Annotated in this window: 13 protein-coding genes and 1 pseudogene; 9 read left to right on the forward strand and 5 right to left on the reverse strand. The window is 69.5% G+C overall.

Translation table 11 applies throughout. The features are described from left to right. Positions 1-92 precede the first annotated feature (92 nt). Positions 93-944 carry an IclR family transcriptional regulator domain-containing protein gene (locus SLINC_RS37635; protein WP_067442902.1) on the forward strand — a complete coding sequence of 284 codons (852 nt, stop codon included), beginning with the start codon at positions 93-95 and terminating at the stop codon, positions 942-944. Here the strand turns inward: SLINC_RS37635 and SLINC_RS37640 are convergent. The 5 genes from SLINC_RS37640 to SLINC_RS37660 all read right to left on the reverse strand — a co-directional run bounded on the left by SLINC_RS37640 (position 859) and on the right by SLINC_RS37660 (position 6508). Continuing rightward, positions 859-1794, reverse strand: coding sequence for a PDR/VanB family oxidoreductase (locus SLINC_RS37640; protein ID WP_067442903.1), 936 nt, complete (start codon positions 1792-1794; stop codon positions 859-861). The genes SLINC_RS37635 and SLINC_RS37640 overlap by 86 nt on opposite strands. Further along, the gene (locus tag SLINC_RS37645) at positions 1791-1994 is read right to left on the reverse strand and encodes a hypothetical protein (protein WP_067442904.1); all 204 of its coding nucleotides are present in this window, start codon (positions 1992-1994) and stop codon (positions 1791-1793) included. The genes SLINC_RS37640 and SLINC_RS37645 overlap by 4 nt, the downstream gene beginning before the upstream one ends. Next, positions 1991-3055 carry an aromatic ring-hydroxylating dioxygenase subunit alpha gene (locus SLINC_RS37650; RefSeq protein WP_182449249.1) on the reverse strand — a complete coding sequence of 355 codons (1065 nt, stop codon included), beginning with the start codon at positions 3053-3055 and terminating at the stop codon, positions 1991-1993. Before SLINC_RS37650 ends, SLINC_RS37645 begins: the two co-directional genes overlap by 4 nt. Positions 3056-3772: 717 nt before the next feature. Then, positions 3773-4432 (reverse strand): response regulator, encoded by a 660-nt coding sequence (locus SLINC_RS37655; protein WP_067442906.1) that lies wholly within the window; start codon positions 4430-4432, stop codon positions 3773-3775. A 48-nt stretch (positions 4433-4480) separates the two neighbouring features. Further along, positions 4481-6508: a sensor histidine kinase gene (locus SLINC_RS37660; RefSeq protein ID WP_067442907.1), complete on the reverse strand. Its 2028-nt coding sequence runs from the start codon at positions 6506-6508 to the stop codon at positions 4481-4483. Positions 6509-6624: 116 nt separating this feature from the next. Here SLINC_RS37660 and SLINC_RS37665 point away from each other — a divergent pair, with 116 nt between their 5' ends. From SLINC_RS37665 to SLINC_RS37700, 8 genes and pseudogenes are all read left to right on the forward strand, one after another. Further along, complete coding sequence (locus tag SLINC_RS37665) at positions 6625-7320, forward strand: hypothetical protein (protein ID WP_067442908.1); 696 nt, start codon at positions 6625-6627, stop codon at positions 7318-7320. A gap of 188 nt (positions 7321-7508) precedes the next feature. After that, positions 7509-7847, forward strand: a complete 339-nt coding sequence (locus tag SLINC_RS37670) for a C2 domain-containing protein (protein ID WP_067442909.1) — start codon at positions 7509-7511, stop codon at positions 7845-7847. Between the two features lie 36 nt (positions 7848-7883). Beyond that, on the forward strand, positions 7884-8321 hold the full coding sequence (locus tag SLINC_RS37675; RefSeq protein ID WP_152039047.1) for a thioredoxin domain-containing protein: 438 nt from the start codon (positions 7884-7886) through the stop codon (positions 8319-8321). A gap of 183 nt (positions 8322-8504) precedes the next feature. Next, on the forward strand, positions 8505-9104 hold the full coding sequence (locus tag SLINC_RS37680) for a DUF2589 domain-containing protein (protein WP_067446129.1): 600 nt from the start codon (positions 8505-8507) through the stop codon (positions 9102-9104). Continuing rightward, positions 9101-9424 (forward strand): hypothetical protein, encoded by a 324-nt coding sequence (locus tag SLINC_RS37685; protein WP_067442911.1) that lies wholly within the window; start codon positions 9101-9103, stop codon positions 9422-9424. Before SLINC_RS37680 ends, SLINC_RS37685 begins: the two co-directional genes overlap by 4 nt. 297 nt (positions 9425-9721) lie before the next feature. Continuing rightward, a complete protein-coding gene (locus SLINC_RS37690; protein ID WP_067442912.1) occupies positions 9722-10702 on the forward strand; it encodes a DUF1353 domain-containing protein in 981 nt (326 codons plus the stop codon). A gap of 212 nt (positions 10703-10914) precedes the next feature. Beyond that, positions 10915-11424: pseudogene (locus SLINC_RS37695) on the forward strand (TetR/AcrR family transcriptional regulator). Positions 11425-11689: 265 nt separating this feature from the next. After that, complete coding sequence (locus SLINC_RS37700; RefSeq protein ID WP_067442913.1) at positions 11690-12991, forward strand: extracellular solute-binding protein; 1302 nt, start codon at positions 11690-11692, stop codon at positions 12989-12991. The last annotated feature ends 7 nt before the right edge of the window (positions 12992-12998 follow it).

A 12998-nucleotide genomic window follows, 5' to 3' on the forward strand; every position in this document is an offset into this window, starting at 1 on the left:
GTGCTCAGTTGGTGTTCAGGGAACGGAGAACCGGCCGTCCGACTCGTTCAACAGGCATGGCTGACAGAATTGTTGACAGTCAGGAGATCGTGATGCACCCGGCAGCCCGCGCACCGCATTTCGTGAGGTCCTTCGAGCGCGGCCTCGCCGTCATCCGCTCCTTCGACGCCGACCATCCCGCCCGCACGCTCAGCGAGGTGGCCCGCGCCTGCGACCTGACCCGCGCCGCCGCCCGCCGACTGCTGCTCACCCTCGCCGACCTGGGCTACGTCCACTGCGACGGCCGGCTGTTCCGGCTCACCCCGCGCGTCCTGGAACTCGGCTACGCCTATCTCGCGGGCCTGACGCTGCCGCAGATCGCCGAGCCGCACCTGGAGCAACTCGTCGCCCAGGTCAAGGAGTCGTCGTCCCTGTGCGTCCTCGACGGCGACGACATCGTGTACGTGGCCCGCGTGCCCACCCGCCGCATCATGTCGGCGTCGATCACCGTGGGCACCCGCTTCCCCGCCTACGCCACCTCCGTCGGCAGGATCATGCTCGCCGATCTGCCGGACGGCCAACTCGACGCCCGGCTGGGGCGTTTGGAACTGCGCCCCCTGACCGGGCGGACCATCGTCGCGCCCGTGGCGCTACGGGCCGAACTGGGGCGCGTACGCCGTCAGGGGTACGCCCTGGTCGACCAGGAACTGGAGGAGGGGCTGCGGTCGGTGGCGGCCCCCGTGCGGGACCGGGGCGGCGCGGTGGTGGCCGCCGTGAACATCGCCGTGCACGCCGGCCGGACCTCCGTGGCAGCGGTCCGCCGCGACCTGCTGCCGCCCCTGCTGGCGGCGGTGGCCCGGATCGAGGCGGACCTGAAGATCACAGATCCAGCACCAGTCGCTTCCCCCGGCACCGGGACACACAGATCATCATCGTCTCCCCGGCCTCCCGCTCCTCGTCCGTGAGGACGGAGTCCCGGTGGTCCGGGGCGCCTTCGAGGACATCGGTCTCGCAGGTCCCGCACGTGCCCTCGGTGCAGGAGAACAGCACCTCCACCCCGGCGGCGCGCACGGCGTCCAGTACGGAGACGTCCGGGGCGACCGTCACCGTCCTGCCGCTCTGCGCCAGTTCGACCTCGAACCCGGTGTTCTCGCCGGTCTCCTGCTCCTTCGGCGCGAACCGCTCCACGTGCAGCAGTCCGGCCGGGCAGCGCTCCTCCACCGCGTCCAGCAGCGGCCCCGGCCCGCAGCAGTAGACGAGGGTGCCCTCGGGCACGTCGTCGAGCACCGACGCCAGGTCCAGCAGCCCGGTCTCGTCCTGCGGGGCGACGGTGACGCGGTCGCCGTAACGGCTCAACTCCTCGGTGAACGCCATGGAGTTGCGGCTGCGACCGCCGTAGAGCAGGCTCCACTCGGCGCCCCGGGACTCCGCCTGCGCCAGCATCGGCAGGATCGGAGTGATGCCGATGCCGCCGGCGACGAAGCGGTAACGCGGGGCCGGCTCCAGGGCGAAGTGGTTGCGCGGCCCGCGCACCCCGACCTTGTCGCCCTGCCCCAACTCCTGGTGCACATGGGCGGATCCACCGCGCCCGGCCGGCTCGCGCAACACGGCGATCCGCCAGGCGGTGCGGTCGGCCGGATCGCCGCACAGCGAGTACTGCCGCTCCAGACCGGGTCCGAGCACGACGTCGATGTGGGCGCCCGGCTCCCACGCCGGGAGCTCCTCGCCCAGCGGGTGACGCAGGGTCAGGGCGAGGACGCCGTCGGCCGCGGACTCCCGGCGGTCGACGACGAGTTCGGCTTCGTACAGGCTCATGAGTCGTGTCCTCGCGGCTCGTGTCCTTGCGGCTCGTGTCCTGGCGGTTGGTGGCCTTGCGGGTGGGCGAGCATCCACTCCCACATCTCGATCGGGTCCTGGGAGGTGTGCTCGCGGCCGCAGTGACAGGTGCCGTGCAGGATGTCCGTGCCCGGCAGCCAGTCGATGCGGTAGATCTCCCCGGTGGGACCGGCACTCACAGGACCTTCTCCACGGGCTTGTCGCCCTCCTCGACCAGCCGGGCGAGGATACGGCGGGCGGCGAGGCCGCCGGTGTCGATGTTGATGCTCAGCTCCTGGTAGCCGGTGCGTTCGGTGCCGAGCGTCTTCTGGAGCAGGTTGAGCGCGTCGACGTCCTGCATGACCACGGTGTGGTTGTTGCCCCGCAGGAACTCGGTGACCTCGTCGCTCTCGGTCGCCCAGTCCCGCGAGACCATCCAGAAGTCGTACACCTTGCCGTCGGCGGACGGGGTGATGGCGTACGTGATCTCGGTGTGGAAGCCGTTCGGGTCGCTGCCGTCCGCCTCGGGCACCACACCGACCGGGGCGATCCGGCTGTGCAGCAGGTACAGACAGGGCGCGTGGTACTCGATGTCCTGCCAGCGGGTGATCCGGCCCTCGATACCGGTCGACTTGGCGTAGAACGGCGGGCACTCGGCGTCGTCCATGTGCCGGCTCACCCGCACGATGCCCGCGCCCTCGTCCACCTCGGTGGTGATCGGTGTCTCGGCGACCTCGGGGGTGCCGATGTAACCGCCGTGCAGATACGTCTCGTGGGAGAGGTCCAGGAGGTTGTCGACGAGGAGACCGTAGTCGGCGTCGATGGGTTCCATGCCGCGCACGGTGGTCCAGCCGGGGGCGTCCAGGTGCTTGGCGCGCGGAATGGTGCCGGGGTCCGCGAGGGCCGCGTCGCCGATCCACACCCAGATCAGGGAGTCCTGCTCGACCACTGGGTAGGAGGCGACCCGGGCGGTGCGGGGGACGCGTTTCTGCCCGGGCACGTACACGCAGGTACCCGTCGTGTCGTAGGTGAAGCCGTGGTAGCCGCACACGATCCGGTCACCGTCCAGGCCGCTCTCCGAGAGCGGGTAGCGACGGTGCACACAACGGTCGTGCAGCGCGACCGGCGTGCCCTCGTCCTGCGTCCGGTAGAAGACGATGGGCTCACCGAGGATCGTCCGACCGAGCAACTCCCGCCCGACCTCGTGGCTGTAGGCGGCGACGTACCACTGGTTCCTGGCGAAGGCGGTCATGTGAGGCATGGGGTTCCCGTCCCTGTCGGCGAGGCTTCGTCGCCCCGGGTGCCGTGGTTGGAATCAGGCTCGTGAAACTTACATCGGCTCGGCAAGACGGCTTCTGTCAGGCGGAAGGACTTTTGTAAAGGTGCTGGTCAGATCCCTGCTCTGTCAGATCCTAGTCGCCGGAGCGGAGGGCCGGGCAGTGCACTGACTGGCGTTAATCGCCCAAACATGTCCACTTGGTTTGAAATGTGAGTCTCCTCTGTCGATAGCGGCTCGGTACAGCGGCAGGAATCAGCATTACTGCAGGTCAATTACTGATCGTTTTGGAGTTCGGGGCCCTCGGGGCGAATCCGGGGCGAATCCGCACCCTTTTCGGCCTCGCTGATGGAGGCAGCGCGGCGAGCAGTCGGACCGATGAGCCGTTGAAGAGGTACTGAGCGGCTGTGGTCGTGACACCCTCGGCCGCACTGATCGCCCGGGTACCACGCCCGACGGGCGGGCCCAACCTCGCGCAGCAACGAGACAGCGTGCCGTCGGATCAGGAGGGGCTCCGCCCGCCGGCGAAAATCCGCGTGGTCGGCTGACCGGGTCTGCCGTACGGAGGGTGTTCGGGCGCCTCGGCGACTCCTAAGCCCTCGTCCCGCAGCGGCTGGGCAGCCGCAGTCCTCGGTATTTTCCTGATGGTCGTTCGGGCTGGTGATGCACATCGTCACCGCATCCCGTCGGCGTTCTGTGGCCTCACGGCAGGCCGAGGCCTGCGTCCCGGGCCAGGGCTACGGCTTCCGCGCGGGTACGCGCGCGGAGTTTGGCCAGGACGTCGCTGACCCGGTTACGTACCGTCTTTTCGGAGAGGGACAGGTGACGGGCGATCGATGTGTTGTCCAGGCCGCGGGAGAGCAGGTCGAGGATCTGTCGCTCCCGGTCGGTGAGTTGGGGGAAGGGCAGCGTGTCCCGGGCCGCGTGCGGCGAGGCGAAGTGGGCGAGTACCCGCTGGGCGATGCGGGGGCCGAAGACGGCTTCGCCGCGTGCGGCGCCCAGCAGGGCCCGGTGGACGTCCGCGCCGTCGGCCTCCTTCAGCAGATACCCGCAGGCCCCTGCGCGCAGCGCCGCGAAGACCGAGTCGTCGTCCTCGTCCATGGTGAGGACGACGACCGCGACCTCGGGATGGACGGTGGTGATCCGGGCGGTCGCCTCGAGACCGCCGACCCCGGGCATGCGCAGATCCATGAGCACGATGTGCGGCAGCAGCCGTGCGGCGGCGGCAACGGCTTCGGCCCCGTCGGAGGCCTCCCCGACGACGGTGACGCCGGGCAGGTCGCCGAGTACCGTCGCCATCCCCGCCCGGAAGATGGGATGGTCGTCGACGACGAGGACGGTCACAGGCTGCGGCTGGCTCATCTCGCCCCCTCCTGTTTCGGCGTCCCCCACGGGGCGCTCGCGGGTCGGTCAGGCAGTGGCACGTGTCGCCTCTTGAGGGAGCGGCACCCTGGCCTGCACCGAGGTGCCGCCGCCCGGGGTCGGGGTGATCGCCAGCCGGCCACCGACCTCCGCCGCGCGTTCGCTCATGCTGCGCAGGCCCACACCCGCACGGTGCCGGGGCGGGATGCCGCAGCCGTTGTCCTCGACGGTCAGAACGAGAAACCCGGCGGTGACGTGGGCGGTGAGGGTGAGACGGCCCGATGCGCTGTGCTTGAGGGCGTTGCCCACCGCTTCGGCCGCTATCGCGTACGCCGCCACCTCGACGGAGGCGGGGAGTTCGGCGCAGGCAGAGGTGACCGAGCAGCGGCAGGCGGGAACGTCGTAGCCGGCAAGCAGTTCCCGTAGCGCGCCGCAGAGGCCGAGTTGGTCGAGCACGGCGGGGCGCAGGCCGTTCACGACGGTGCGCAGATCACCGACTGTCGTGCGCAGCCGGTCCCGCACCACCCTGATGGCGTCCGCGAGCCCGGGGTCAGTGGCCCTGCGGGCCAGGGAGTCCAGCTGGTGGGCGGTACCGGCCAGGGAGGGGCCGACGCCGTCGTGGAGGTCGGCGCGGAGCCGGCGGCGTTCCTCCTCCCGGACGGCGACGATGTGGGACCGGCTGCGGGCCACGTCCTCGACGAGCCCCGCCGCGTACGCGAGGGTCGCTGCCCGCGCCGCGACCTCCTCGGCCGCGGCCCGCTGCTGCGCGGTCCAGGGCTCAGCAGTACGCCGCCGCCCCAGGTGAAGTTCGCCGACCCGGCGGCCGAGCGCCAGGCAGGGCACGGTCCGCCAGCCCGCACCGGGAACGGGTATGCCGGAGGTCGCCGTCACGGCCGGTCCGGTGAATGCCGCGTACGGCAGGCGCAGTGCGCGGCGGAGTTCGTCGACCAGGAGTCGCATGGCCTCGGCTGGTTCCGAGGCGGGGGCGAGGTGGCGGCCGACGCGGGCCATCACTGCGTACGGATCGTGGCGGTGTCCGAACAGCAGCCGGTCCACGGCCGATTGGACCGCCCCGCGCCCGGCTGCCGCAAGAAGCGCGGCCGCGGCGATCGCGGCCGTGCCGCCAAGCGAACCGGGCGCGAGGGTTCCCACGCCCGCGACGACAGCCAGATAGACGCCAAGGACCAGTCCGCTCAGCAGGGTGAAGACGATGGCCCGGCTGAGTACCACCTCGACGTCGTAGAGGCGGTGGCGCAGCATCGCCACGGCGATACCCGCCGGTGGGCCGAGCAGCCCGGCCACCATCAGCAGGTCGGTCAGCAACTGAGGAAGTTGCCCGGTGGTGAAGCCCGCGCCGGTGAACGTGATGGTCATCAGGAGACCGCCGAGCATCAGCCACTGCAGCTGGGAGCGCTCCACGCCGCGTGCCGCACGGGTGCGTAGCACCATGAAGAAGCATGCCGCGGCGGTGCCGGCGGCCATGCATATAGCGGAGGACGCGTACATGACAGTGTGCAGCCACTCCGCCCCCCGTACAGCCAGCGGGTTGGCCAGGGCGGGCACCGGATCGGTGCCGCTCGGACGCAGCATCGCGGCGAGGGTGCCGGTCGTGGCGACGGCGATGACGGTCCACGCGAGCACCCGGCGCGGGCGGGTGCCGAGCCGTCCGTACGGGAAGAACAGCGGCACCAGAGGGGTCGCGAAGAAGTAGACCACGAACCCCCAGCAGCCCAGCCAGGCCCCGAACTGCCAGCCGGGCAGGGGGTGTTCAGCGACCAGCTGCGAATAGCCGGCGTAGTAGGTGAGCAGGTGGTACGGGCCGATCAGCGCGGGCGCCATCATCAGCCAGACCAGCCGATTGCGCGGCTGGACGCGGGCCACCGCCGCGCCGAGCAGTGGCCACACCGTGCCCAGTACCAGATCGCTCCAGATCAGCTCGCTGAGCTCGACCTGCCGGGACAGCGCCGCGTGCGCCGGCGCGGTGGCAACGCAGCTCGCGGCGCCGACTCCCGCGACGGCGTACGCGGCACGGCGCAGCGCGCGGTCCCGTCGGCTTCCTCGGTCCCCCCGGCCCATGGGGACATGGTGGCGTACGGATATCCCGGGCGAAAGGGACTGGTGTCCCTGTTGCCCGGGACGCCGCCGCGTGGACAGTGCTGCTCAACCGGTCACACCCAAGGGAGTTGAGGGTCATGGCAGCAGTGGATCCGGGAGCAATGGCCGGCGCGGTCCGGTCCGGTGGCGGCAATGGGCGGGCCAAGTGGCCGCTCTACGGGGTTGCGGCAGGCCTGCTCGGTGTCGTTGCTACGTTCGTCGCCGATCCGCGGAGCGGCGTCGTGGAGACAGAACGCGTCGACGCGTCCATCCTGGGCGAGCTCTCTCGCGGTACCGCCCACCTGGGGCTGGTGGCGGGGTTCGCCACCGTCGCCCTCCTGCTTGTACTGGCAGCGGCCTGGCGGCGGCAGGTGGAACCGCGGGTGCCGGGCAGTACGGCGGCGCATGTGGTGAGCGGCGCGCTGACGGCCTCGGCGGCCGGCCTGACGTACGGCTACGGCTGGAAGGGAGCGCTGGCCATCTATCTGCCGGCGGGGATGAATGAAAAGTCCTTCGGCGACGACGGCCTATTCGTGTACTTCATGCTCAATGACTTCGGGGGTTACATCGGCTGGCTGGGTGTGGTCGTGGCGGCCGGGGCGATCGCGTGGATGGCTCTGCGCGAACGCACGGTATCGCGCTGGATCGGTGTGCTGAGCCTGCTGCCGGTGCTGGCGGTGACGGTCTTCGCGGGGGCGACCGGGCTGCCCGGCTTCCAGGGCGTGGTCGGGCCGGTGTGGCTGCTGATCGCGTTCGCCGGGCTCGCGGCCGGACGTAGCACGATCGTCCGCTGAGCGCCCCGCTTCGGAAGGGTCGTGCAGCGGTTCGGACGCAAAACCTTCCCGCAACTGATGATCCAGGACTCGCCGCAGGACACGCACCTCCCAGACCAAGGCTCTGCCCCGACGAGCGGGATCGAAAAAAGCCCACCCACCAGCCAACCGGTGAAGCACCGGCCGGCCACCACACGAAGGACACCACTATGCCCACCGCACGACTGCTGACTCTCACCTGCAACGCCACCGAGGACTGGATGGGGGGCGATGAGGTGCTCGTCAAGATCTTCGGCACCCGCTACGGCGAGGCCCACCGTCCCATGAACAACCATCAGACCTGGGACATCAACCTCGACGCCCCTTTTGGCACCGACTCGCGGATGCGTATCGAGGTCTGGGACAAGGACCTCGGCTGGTGGCTGGACCCCGACGACCTGTTGGGAGTGCACTTCGTCAACTCCACCCAGGCCGGCACCGGGCAGAAGTCGGCGGAATTCAACGCCGACGGGGCCAGCTACACCCTCGTCTACGAAGTGGTGGCCTGACCGACCATCCGACCAGCAAGAAAGGAGCACATGAGCATGGCCACTACAACGGAGCACGACAACTGGCCCGTGGTGTCCCTCGAACTCGCCAAGCGGGTCCCACTGAACGCCGGCGCGGTAGACGGCCCCCTCCTCACTACCCCGACACCCCTCTTCGCCGGGGCGAACAGCATCGACATGGCACTGGTCGGCGCCGGTGCGCCCGGTGTGACGGTGCGGGAATTCTGGTGGGGCTTCCACCTACAGATCGACCACGACACGCTGCGGCAGATCCTCGACGCAGCGGACACGGTCAACGACCTGGTGGTCACCGTCGGCGGCAGCATTCCCAGCCCCGTACAGCCGTGGATTCTGCTGATCGGCCTGTTCGTCGCTGGTACGCACGAGGCGCTGCGCGCCCTTGACCGAGGTCAGGGCATCTACATCAGCATGAGCTGGTTCGCTCCGGGCGTCTTCGTGCCCACCTCCGTCTGAACAAACAAGCCACGCCTGCGGGATGAGGCACTCGGGCCATTCCACAGGCGTGGGCCGGCCACCCCACGGAAGGCCTTCCTGAAGCAGCTGTCTTGACAGAGCAGCCTCAGGGGCGCGGCGGCCTGTACTCCGCGCGGCAGCGCACGGGGCGCCACGGCCTCTCAACGACAACAAGGAGGAATGATGCCTGATCCGGGTAGCGAGCTGTCGTCGCTGAATTTCGAAAGTCTCATCGGGGGCCCGATGGTGGCCGCCGTACACGCACAGGTGCAGTCCGCTCTGGCGACGGTGAACTTCGTCAAGCAGGTGGGATTCCGCCAACCGCCAGCGGGCGGCGGGACCCCGGGCGACACGACGACCGGCGAACCCGCGACCGTGACCTTCAGCTACAAGAAGCAGGTGGCCACGGCGAACGGCAACGGTGTGGAGGAGAAACCCGCCTCGCTGACCGTGCCGCTGCTGTCCATCCTGCCCATTCCGTATCTGCGGATCGACGAGGTGAACATCGACTTCCTCGCGAAGATCGACTCGGTGCAGTTCCGGCAGGTGGACGAGCAGATCAAGGTGGGCATCGACGCCGACGCCGAGGCGTCCTGGGGATGGGGGTCGGCTCGTATCAAGGCGAGCTTCGCCTATCAGCGCGACACCAAGGAAGGAAGCAAGGACACTCGTTCGTATTCCATGGGGGTCAAGGCCCGCGCCGTTCAGGAGGAACTGCCCGGCGGCATGGCGAAAGTGCTCGGCATCCTGGAGTCGATGATCCAGGAGAAGATCACGGAATGACCCGCCTGTCGGAATTCGTCGGAGGGCTCGGAGTCGGCCTGGTGCGTGGAAGGGCCCACAGCGATCTCGCCTCTGTGGAAGTCGCCCGTAAGTACGCGGCCGAACCGCTCCTGCGTGAGGCGCGGGTGCCTCGTATGACACTGCCCGAGGTCACGATCGAGGTGAAGTGCGCGATCGTGGACGTCGGCGTGGACGACGTGGAGATCCGCGTGACCCCCAGGGAACTCGTGGACGTTGCCACCGCACATCTGTCGACGATCGTCCTGAAGTGGAACGGAGAGGACATCGATCCTGTCCCTCCGAATGAAGGGCCGGGCTGAAGGGCGGTCAACTCGCACTCGCCGAGGCGACCAGCACGCCGGAGCCGCCCTGCCAGGCCCGAGGACCGATCACCGGCCGCAAACCGCGGTGATCTTACGAGGGCGTCACCCGTGTTGGTGAGCCGGGAGTGCCGGTGAAGAAACTCCCGAACTCGGTCCGGGGTCGCGGGCTCGCCGAACCACGGGAGGAGGACGCCCGTGAGGGCGCTTGGATGACAGATTGCCAGGAGGCCGATACCGGCAGCCGTTCGCCGGAAAAGAAGGGTTACGAACCCGTGTGGTGGGAGGGAGGTATACATGTCCGCGGACGACGACTTCTCTGGGATCGAACCCGATTTCCCGTTCACCCCGCAGCCGCTCCGGTTCTACGACGGTGGCGTCGATGCTGTCGAGGGGAAAGGGGGAGAGGAGGCTCGCTTTGGTTCCCCGGCCCTGATCGAGCTGGTCCGGTGTACCGAGGAGGGCCGCGAGCGTTTCAGGATGGTGCGCCGCATCGCCTACAGGGACCGGCACCTCGGCGAGCTCCTGGTCCCCCGGCAGACCCGCATCTGGAAAAGCGACCTGACCTCGGTGCCGACGCTCTTCACCTGGCTCGTGCCGAAGACCGGGGAGCACCTTCCGGCCACGTTGCTGCACGACGGACTGATCCACCCGCCGGGCAATAAGGAGTACACGTCAACCAAGAACCACACCGTGTCCCGTGTGGAGGCCGACCGCGTATTGCGCGACGCGATGGCGGACGCCGGCACCAAGCTGATCCGGCGGTGGCTGATCTGGTCGGCGGTGACGATGTCGACGATGCTCGACCGCGGGGGATCGGCGAAATGGAAGTGGTGTTACCGCCCGCCCGTGGTCCTAACTCTCGGGGTGGTCGCAGCCCTGGGCTTCTGGGCGTTCTTCGACCTCATCGACGTCGCGATCCGCATTCCGAATCTGCCCTGGATGGGGGACCGGCCGCGCTACGAGATCCCGAATTTGCCCTGGATGGGCGACCGGCCGTGGCACTACGAGCTCGTCGGTGGGCTGTCGGGCGCGGTCGTGATCCCGCTGGCGCTGGCGCTGCTCTGGGGCCGTTTCTGGATCGCCGGCGCGGTCGTGGGAGTGAGCATGGGGGTGCCGCTGTACGGCACGGTCGTGCTGCTCTTCATCACTACGATCTACCAGGTCGTGGAGTGGGTCATGACGTGGATGCCGAAGTTGGTGGCCCTCGTGCTGACGGGCATCGCGACACTTGTGGCGCTGCTCGTATTCGCCGCCTCACCGCCAAGACCTAGCTGAAGCGTGTCGCACAAGGCTCTGAGCTGGGCATCGCCATGGCTGGTCGGCGGTGCCGCCGCTACGGCCACGTGGTAGGCGATGGCTGCGGTGATCCGGTGACCGTGCTCGACCGGCGCCATGGTGGACGTGAGCGGACTGATGTCCACTACAGGAACGCGGCGGACGGCCCCCGGTCGGCCGGCGGTGTGGGGCGTGAGCCCGGAGGAGGGGGAGTGGAGTCCAGGGACGGTGGTCCTCAGCGGTCGACGCGCAGCGCAACCGGGAGCGGATTCTTCGGGCAGGGCACGTTCTACCGGAACTTCCCTAATCGTGAGGCGCTGGTGCTGGAGGTGTACCGGCATGAGGTGCGGCAACTCACCGACGGTGCGGCGGAGTTGCTGAAGACCCGGGCGCCGGATGAGGCGCTGCGGGCGTGGCTGGATCGGCTGGCGCGCTTCGCGGTCGCCAAGATCGGTCTGTCGGAGGTGATGCGGCAGATCGTGGGGTTGTCGGACGGTCCGGCGCAGCCGGGGTACGCGCCGGTGGTCGAGGCGATCGGGACCCTGCTGGCGGCCAGTCACGAGGTCGGTGTCATCCGGCCGGAGGTGACCGTCGACGACTTCATCCTGGCCATCGCCGGGATCTGGCAGCTCGACGCCCGCGGGGACTGGCAGGCCCAGAGCGCCCGGCTCCTGGACCTCGTCATGGACGGGCTGCGCACGGGAGCGCCCGGGCAGGCGTGACGCGGAGGAGCCGTGGCTCGGTGTCAGTCCGAGGTGACGGCGTCGGACCGGATCCACTCGGGGCCGCGGACCGCCTTGCACAGGAAGTCGCCCACGCCGAACGACGGTCAGCCACACCAGGCGGGAGACACCCGTCTCCCCGGCCCGGAATGGATTTCGCTACAAGTTCCGAAATTATTGAGCGCGGCACCCGCCACGTGGCCGAAACACACCCTTCCTAGCGTCGCTGACGTCCATCAGGCCCGGCATGGGACAGGAGCCCCGAGTGCCCGAACTCTCCCGACGCGACGCTCTGAGAATGACCGCCGGCATGGCGGTCCTCGGCACTCTCGGCCTCACCGGCTGCGGGCGCGAGAACGCCACCACGGCCGCGAAGGCCTCCGCCCGGCCCGTCGACGACTCCCCGGCCACCGGCACCGTCAGCGTGTGGGCCGCCCAGGGCGACGCCAACGTGCTCGACAAGGTGATCAAACCGTTCAGGGCCGCGAACCCCGACGCCACCGTGACCTTCACGCTGATCCCGAACGCCGAGTACTACACCAAGCTCCAGTCAGCCATCGCGGCCGGCAAGGGACCCGACCTCGCCCAGTTCTTCCCCGAGTCCCAGGCCCAGTTCCTCGACCCGTCGACGCTGCGGCCCGTGCCCGAGGGGCTCGTGGCCCCGGACGACTTCTTCACGAGCCTGTGGGACGCCGGGGTCGTCGGCGGCGTGGCCTACACGGTGCCCTGGTACGCGTACACGTACGCGCTCGTCTACCGGTCGGATCTCGCCAGGAAGGCGGGCGTCGAGGCGCCCACCACCTGGGGCGCCACGGTGCCCTTCCTCAAGGCGCTCCAGGGCGCGGGCGCCACGCGCGGCCTCGGGGCCGACATCGGCTGGGACGTCTTCAACGGCCAGGACGTCGCCATGTACGCCTGGCAGGCCGGCGGTTCGCTGGTCTCCTCCGCCGGACGCTGGACCCTGAACACGCCCGCGATGGTCGACGCCCTGGAGTACAACGCGTCCTTCTTCACCTCGAAGGCCGCCGACACCGGCGGACCCGCCTTCCTCGACGCCCAGCCGTACTTCGTCTCCGGGAAGACGGCCGCCATGATCACCGGCCCGTGGGTGATCGGCCAGCTCGACACCGCCGCCGGGAAGAGCGGCTGGACGGCCTCCCACGTCGCCACCGCCCCGCTGCCCGCCGGAGCCTCCGGCCGCGTCTCCTTCGCCGCCGGCGGCAGCTGGGGCGTGCCCGCCGACAGCGGCAACGCGGACGCCGCCTGGAAACTCGTCCGGTATCTCACCCGGCCGAGCAGCCAGGTCGCCCAGTACCGGGCCTACAGCTCGCTGCCCGCCGTAGCCTCCGCCTGGAACGACCCCGCGATCAAGGGGCAGCCGCTCCTCGACGCCTACTTCACCCAGCTGAAGAGCACCCGTGCCTTCCCGCGGGTCGGCACCTGGCAGCAGGTCGCGACCCGGCTGGGCAAGGAGATGGAGGCCGTGGCCAAGGGACGGCAGAGCGCGGCGAAGGCGGCCGCGAACATCCAGGCGTACGCCGAGAGCGTCGGCACCGGCACGAAGTGAGCGGCCG

The organism is Streptomyces lincolnensis, assembly GCF_001685355.1.
Lineage (GTDB): Bacteria > Actinomycetota > Actinomycetes > Streptomycetales > Streptomycetaceae > Streptomyces > Streptomyces lincolnensis.

What these genes read in the sequence shown, in the direction of transcription:
- SLINC_RS37635 (WP_067442902.1), top strand. Translation starts at nt 93, where the DNA reads ATGCACCCGGCAGCCCGCGCACCGCATTTCGTGAGGTCCTTCGAGCGC.
- SLINC_RS37640 (WP_067442903.1), bottom strand. Translation starts at nt 1,794, where the DNA reads ATGAGCCTGTACGAAGCCGAACTCGTCGTCGACCGCCGGGAGTCCGCG.
- SLINC_RS37650 (WP_182449249.1), bottom strand. Translation starts at nt 3,055, where the DNA reads ATGCCTCACATGACCGCCTTCGCCAGGAACCAGTGGTACGTCGCCGCC.
- SLINC_RS37655 (WP_067442906.1), bottom strand. Translation starts at nt 4,432, where the DNA reads ATGAGCCAGCCGCAGCCTGTGACCGTCCTCGTCGTCGACGACCATCCC.
- SLINC_RS37660 (WP_067442907.1), bottom strand. Translation starts at nt 6,508, where the DNA reads ATGGGCCGGGGGGACCGAGGAAGCCGACGGGACCGCGCGCTGCGCCGT.
- SLINC_RS37665 (WP_067442908.1), top strand. Translation starts at nt 6,625, where the DNA reads ATGGCAGCAGTGGATCCGGGAGCAATGGCCGGCGCGGTCCGGTCCGGT.
- SLINC_RS37670 (WP_067442909.1), top strand. Translation starts at nt 7,509, where the DNA reads ATGCCCACCGCACGACTGCTGACTCTCACCTGCAACGCCACCGAGGAC.
- SLINC_RS37675 (WP_152039047.1), top strand. Translation starts at nt 7,884, where the DNA reads ATGGCCACTACAACGGAGCACGACAACTGGCCCGTGGTGTCCCTCGAA.
- SLINC_RS37680 (WP_067446129.1), top strand. Translation starts at nt 8,505, where the DNA reads ATGCCTGATCCGGGTAGCGAGCTGTCGTCGCTGAATTTCGAAAGTCTC.
- SLINC_RS37685 (WP_067442911.1), top strand. Translation starts at nt 9,101, where the DNA reads ATGACCCGCCTGTCGGAATTCGTCGGAGGGCTCGGAGTCGGCCTGGTG.
- SLINC_RS37690 (WP_067442912.1), top strand. Translation starts at nt 9,722, where the DNA reads ATGTCCGCGGACGACGACTTCTCTGGGATCGAACCCGATTTCCCGTTC.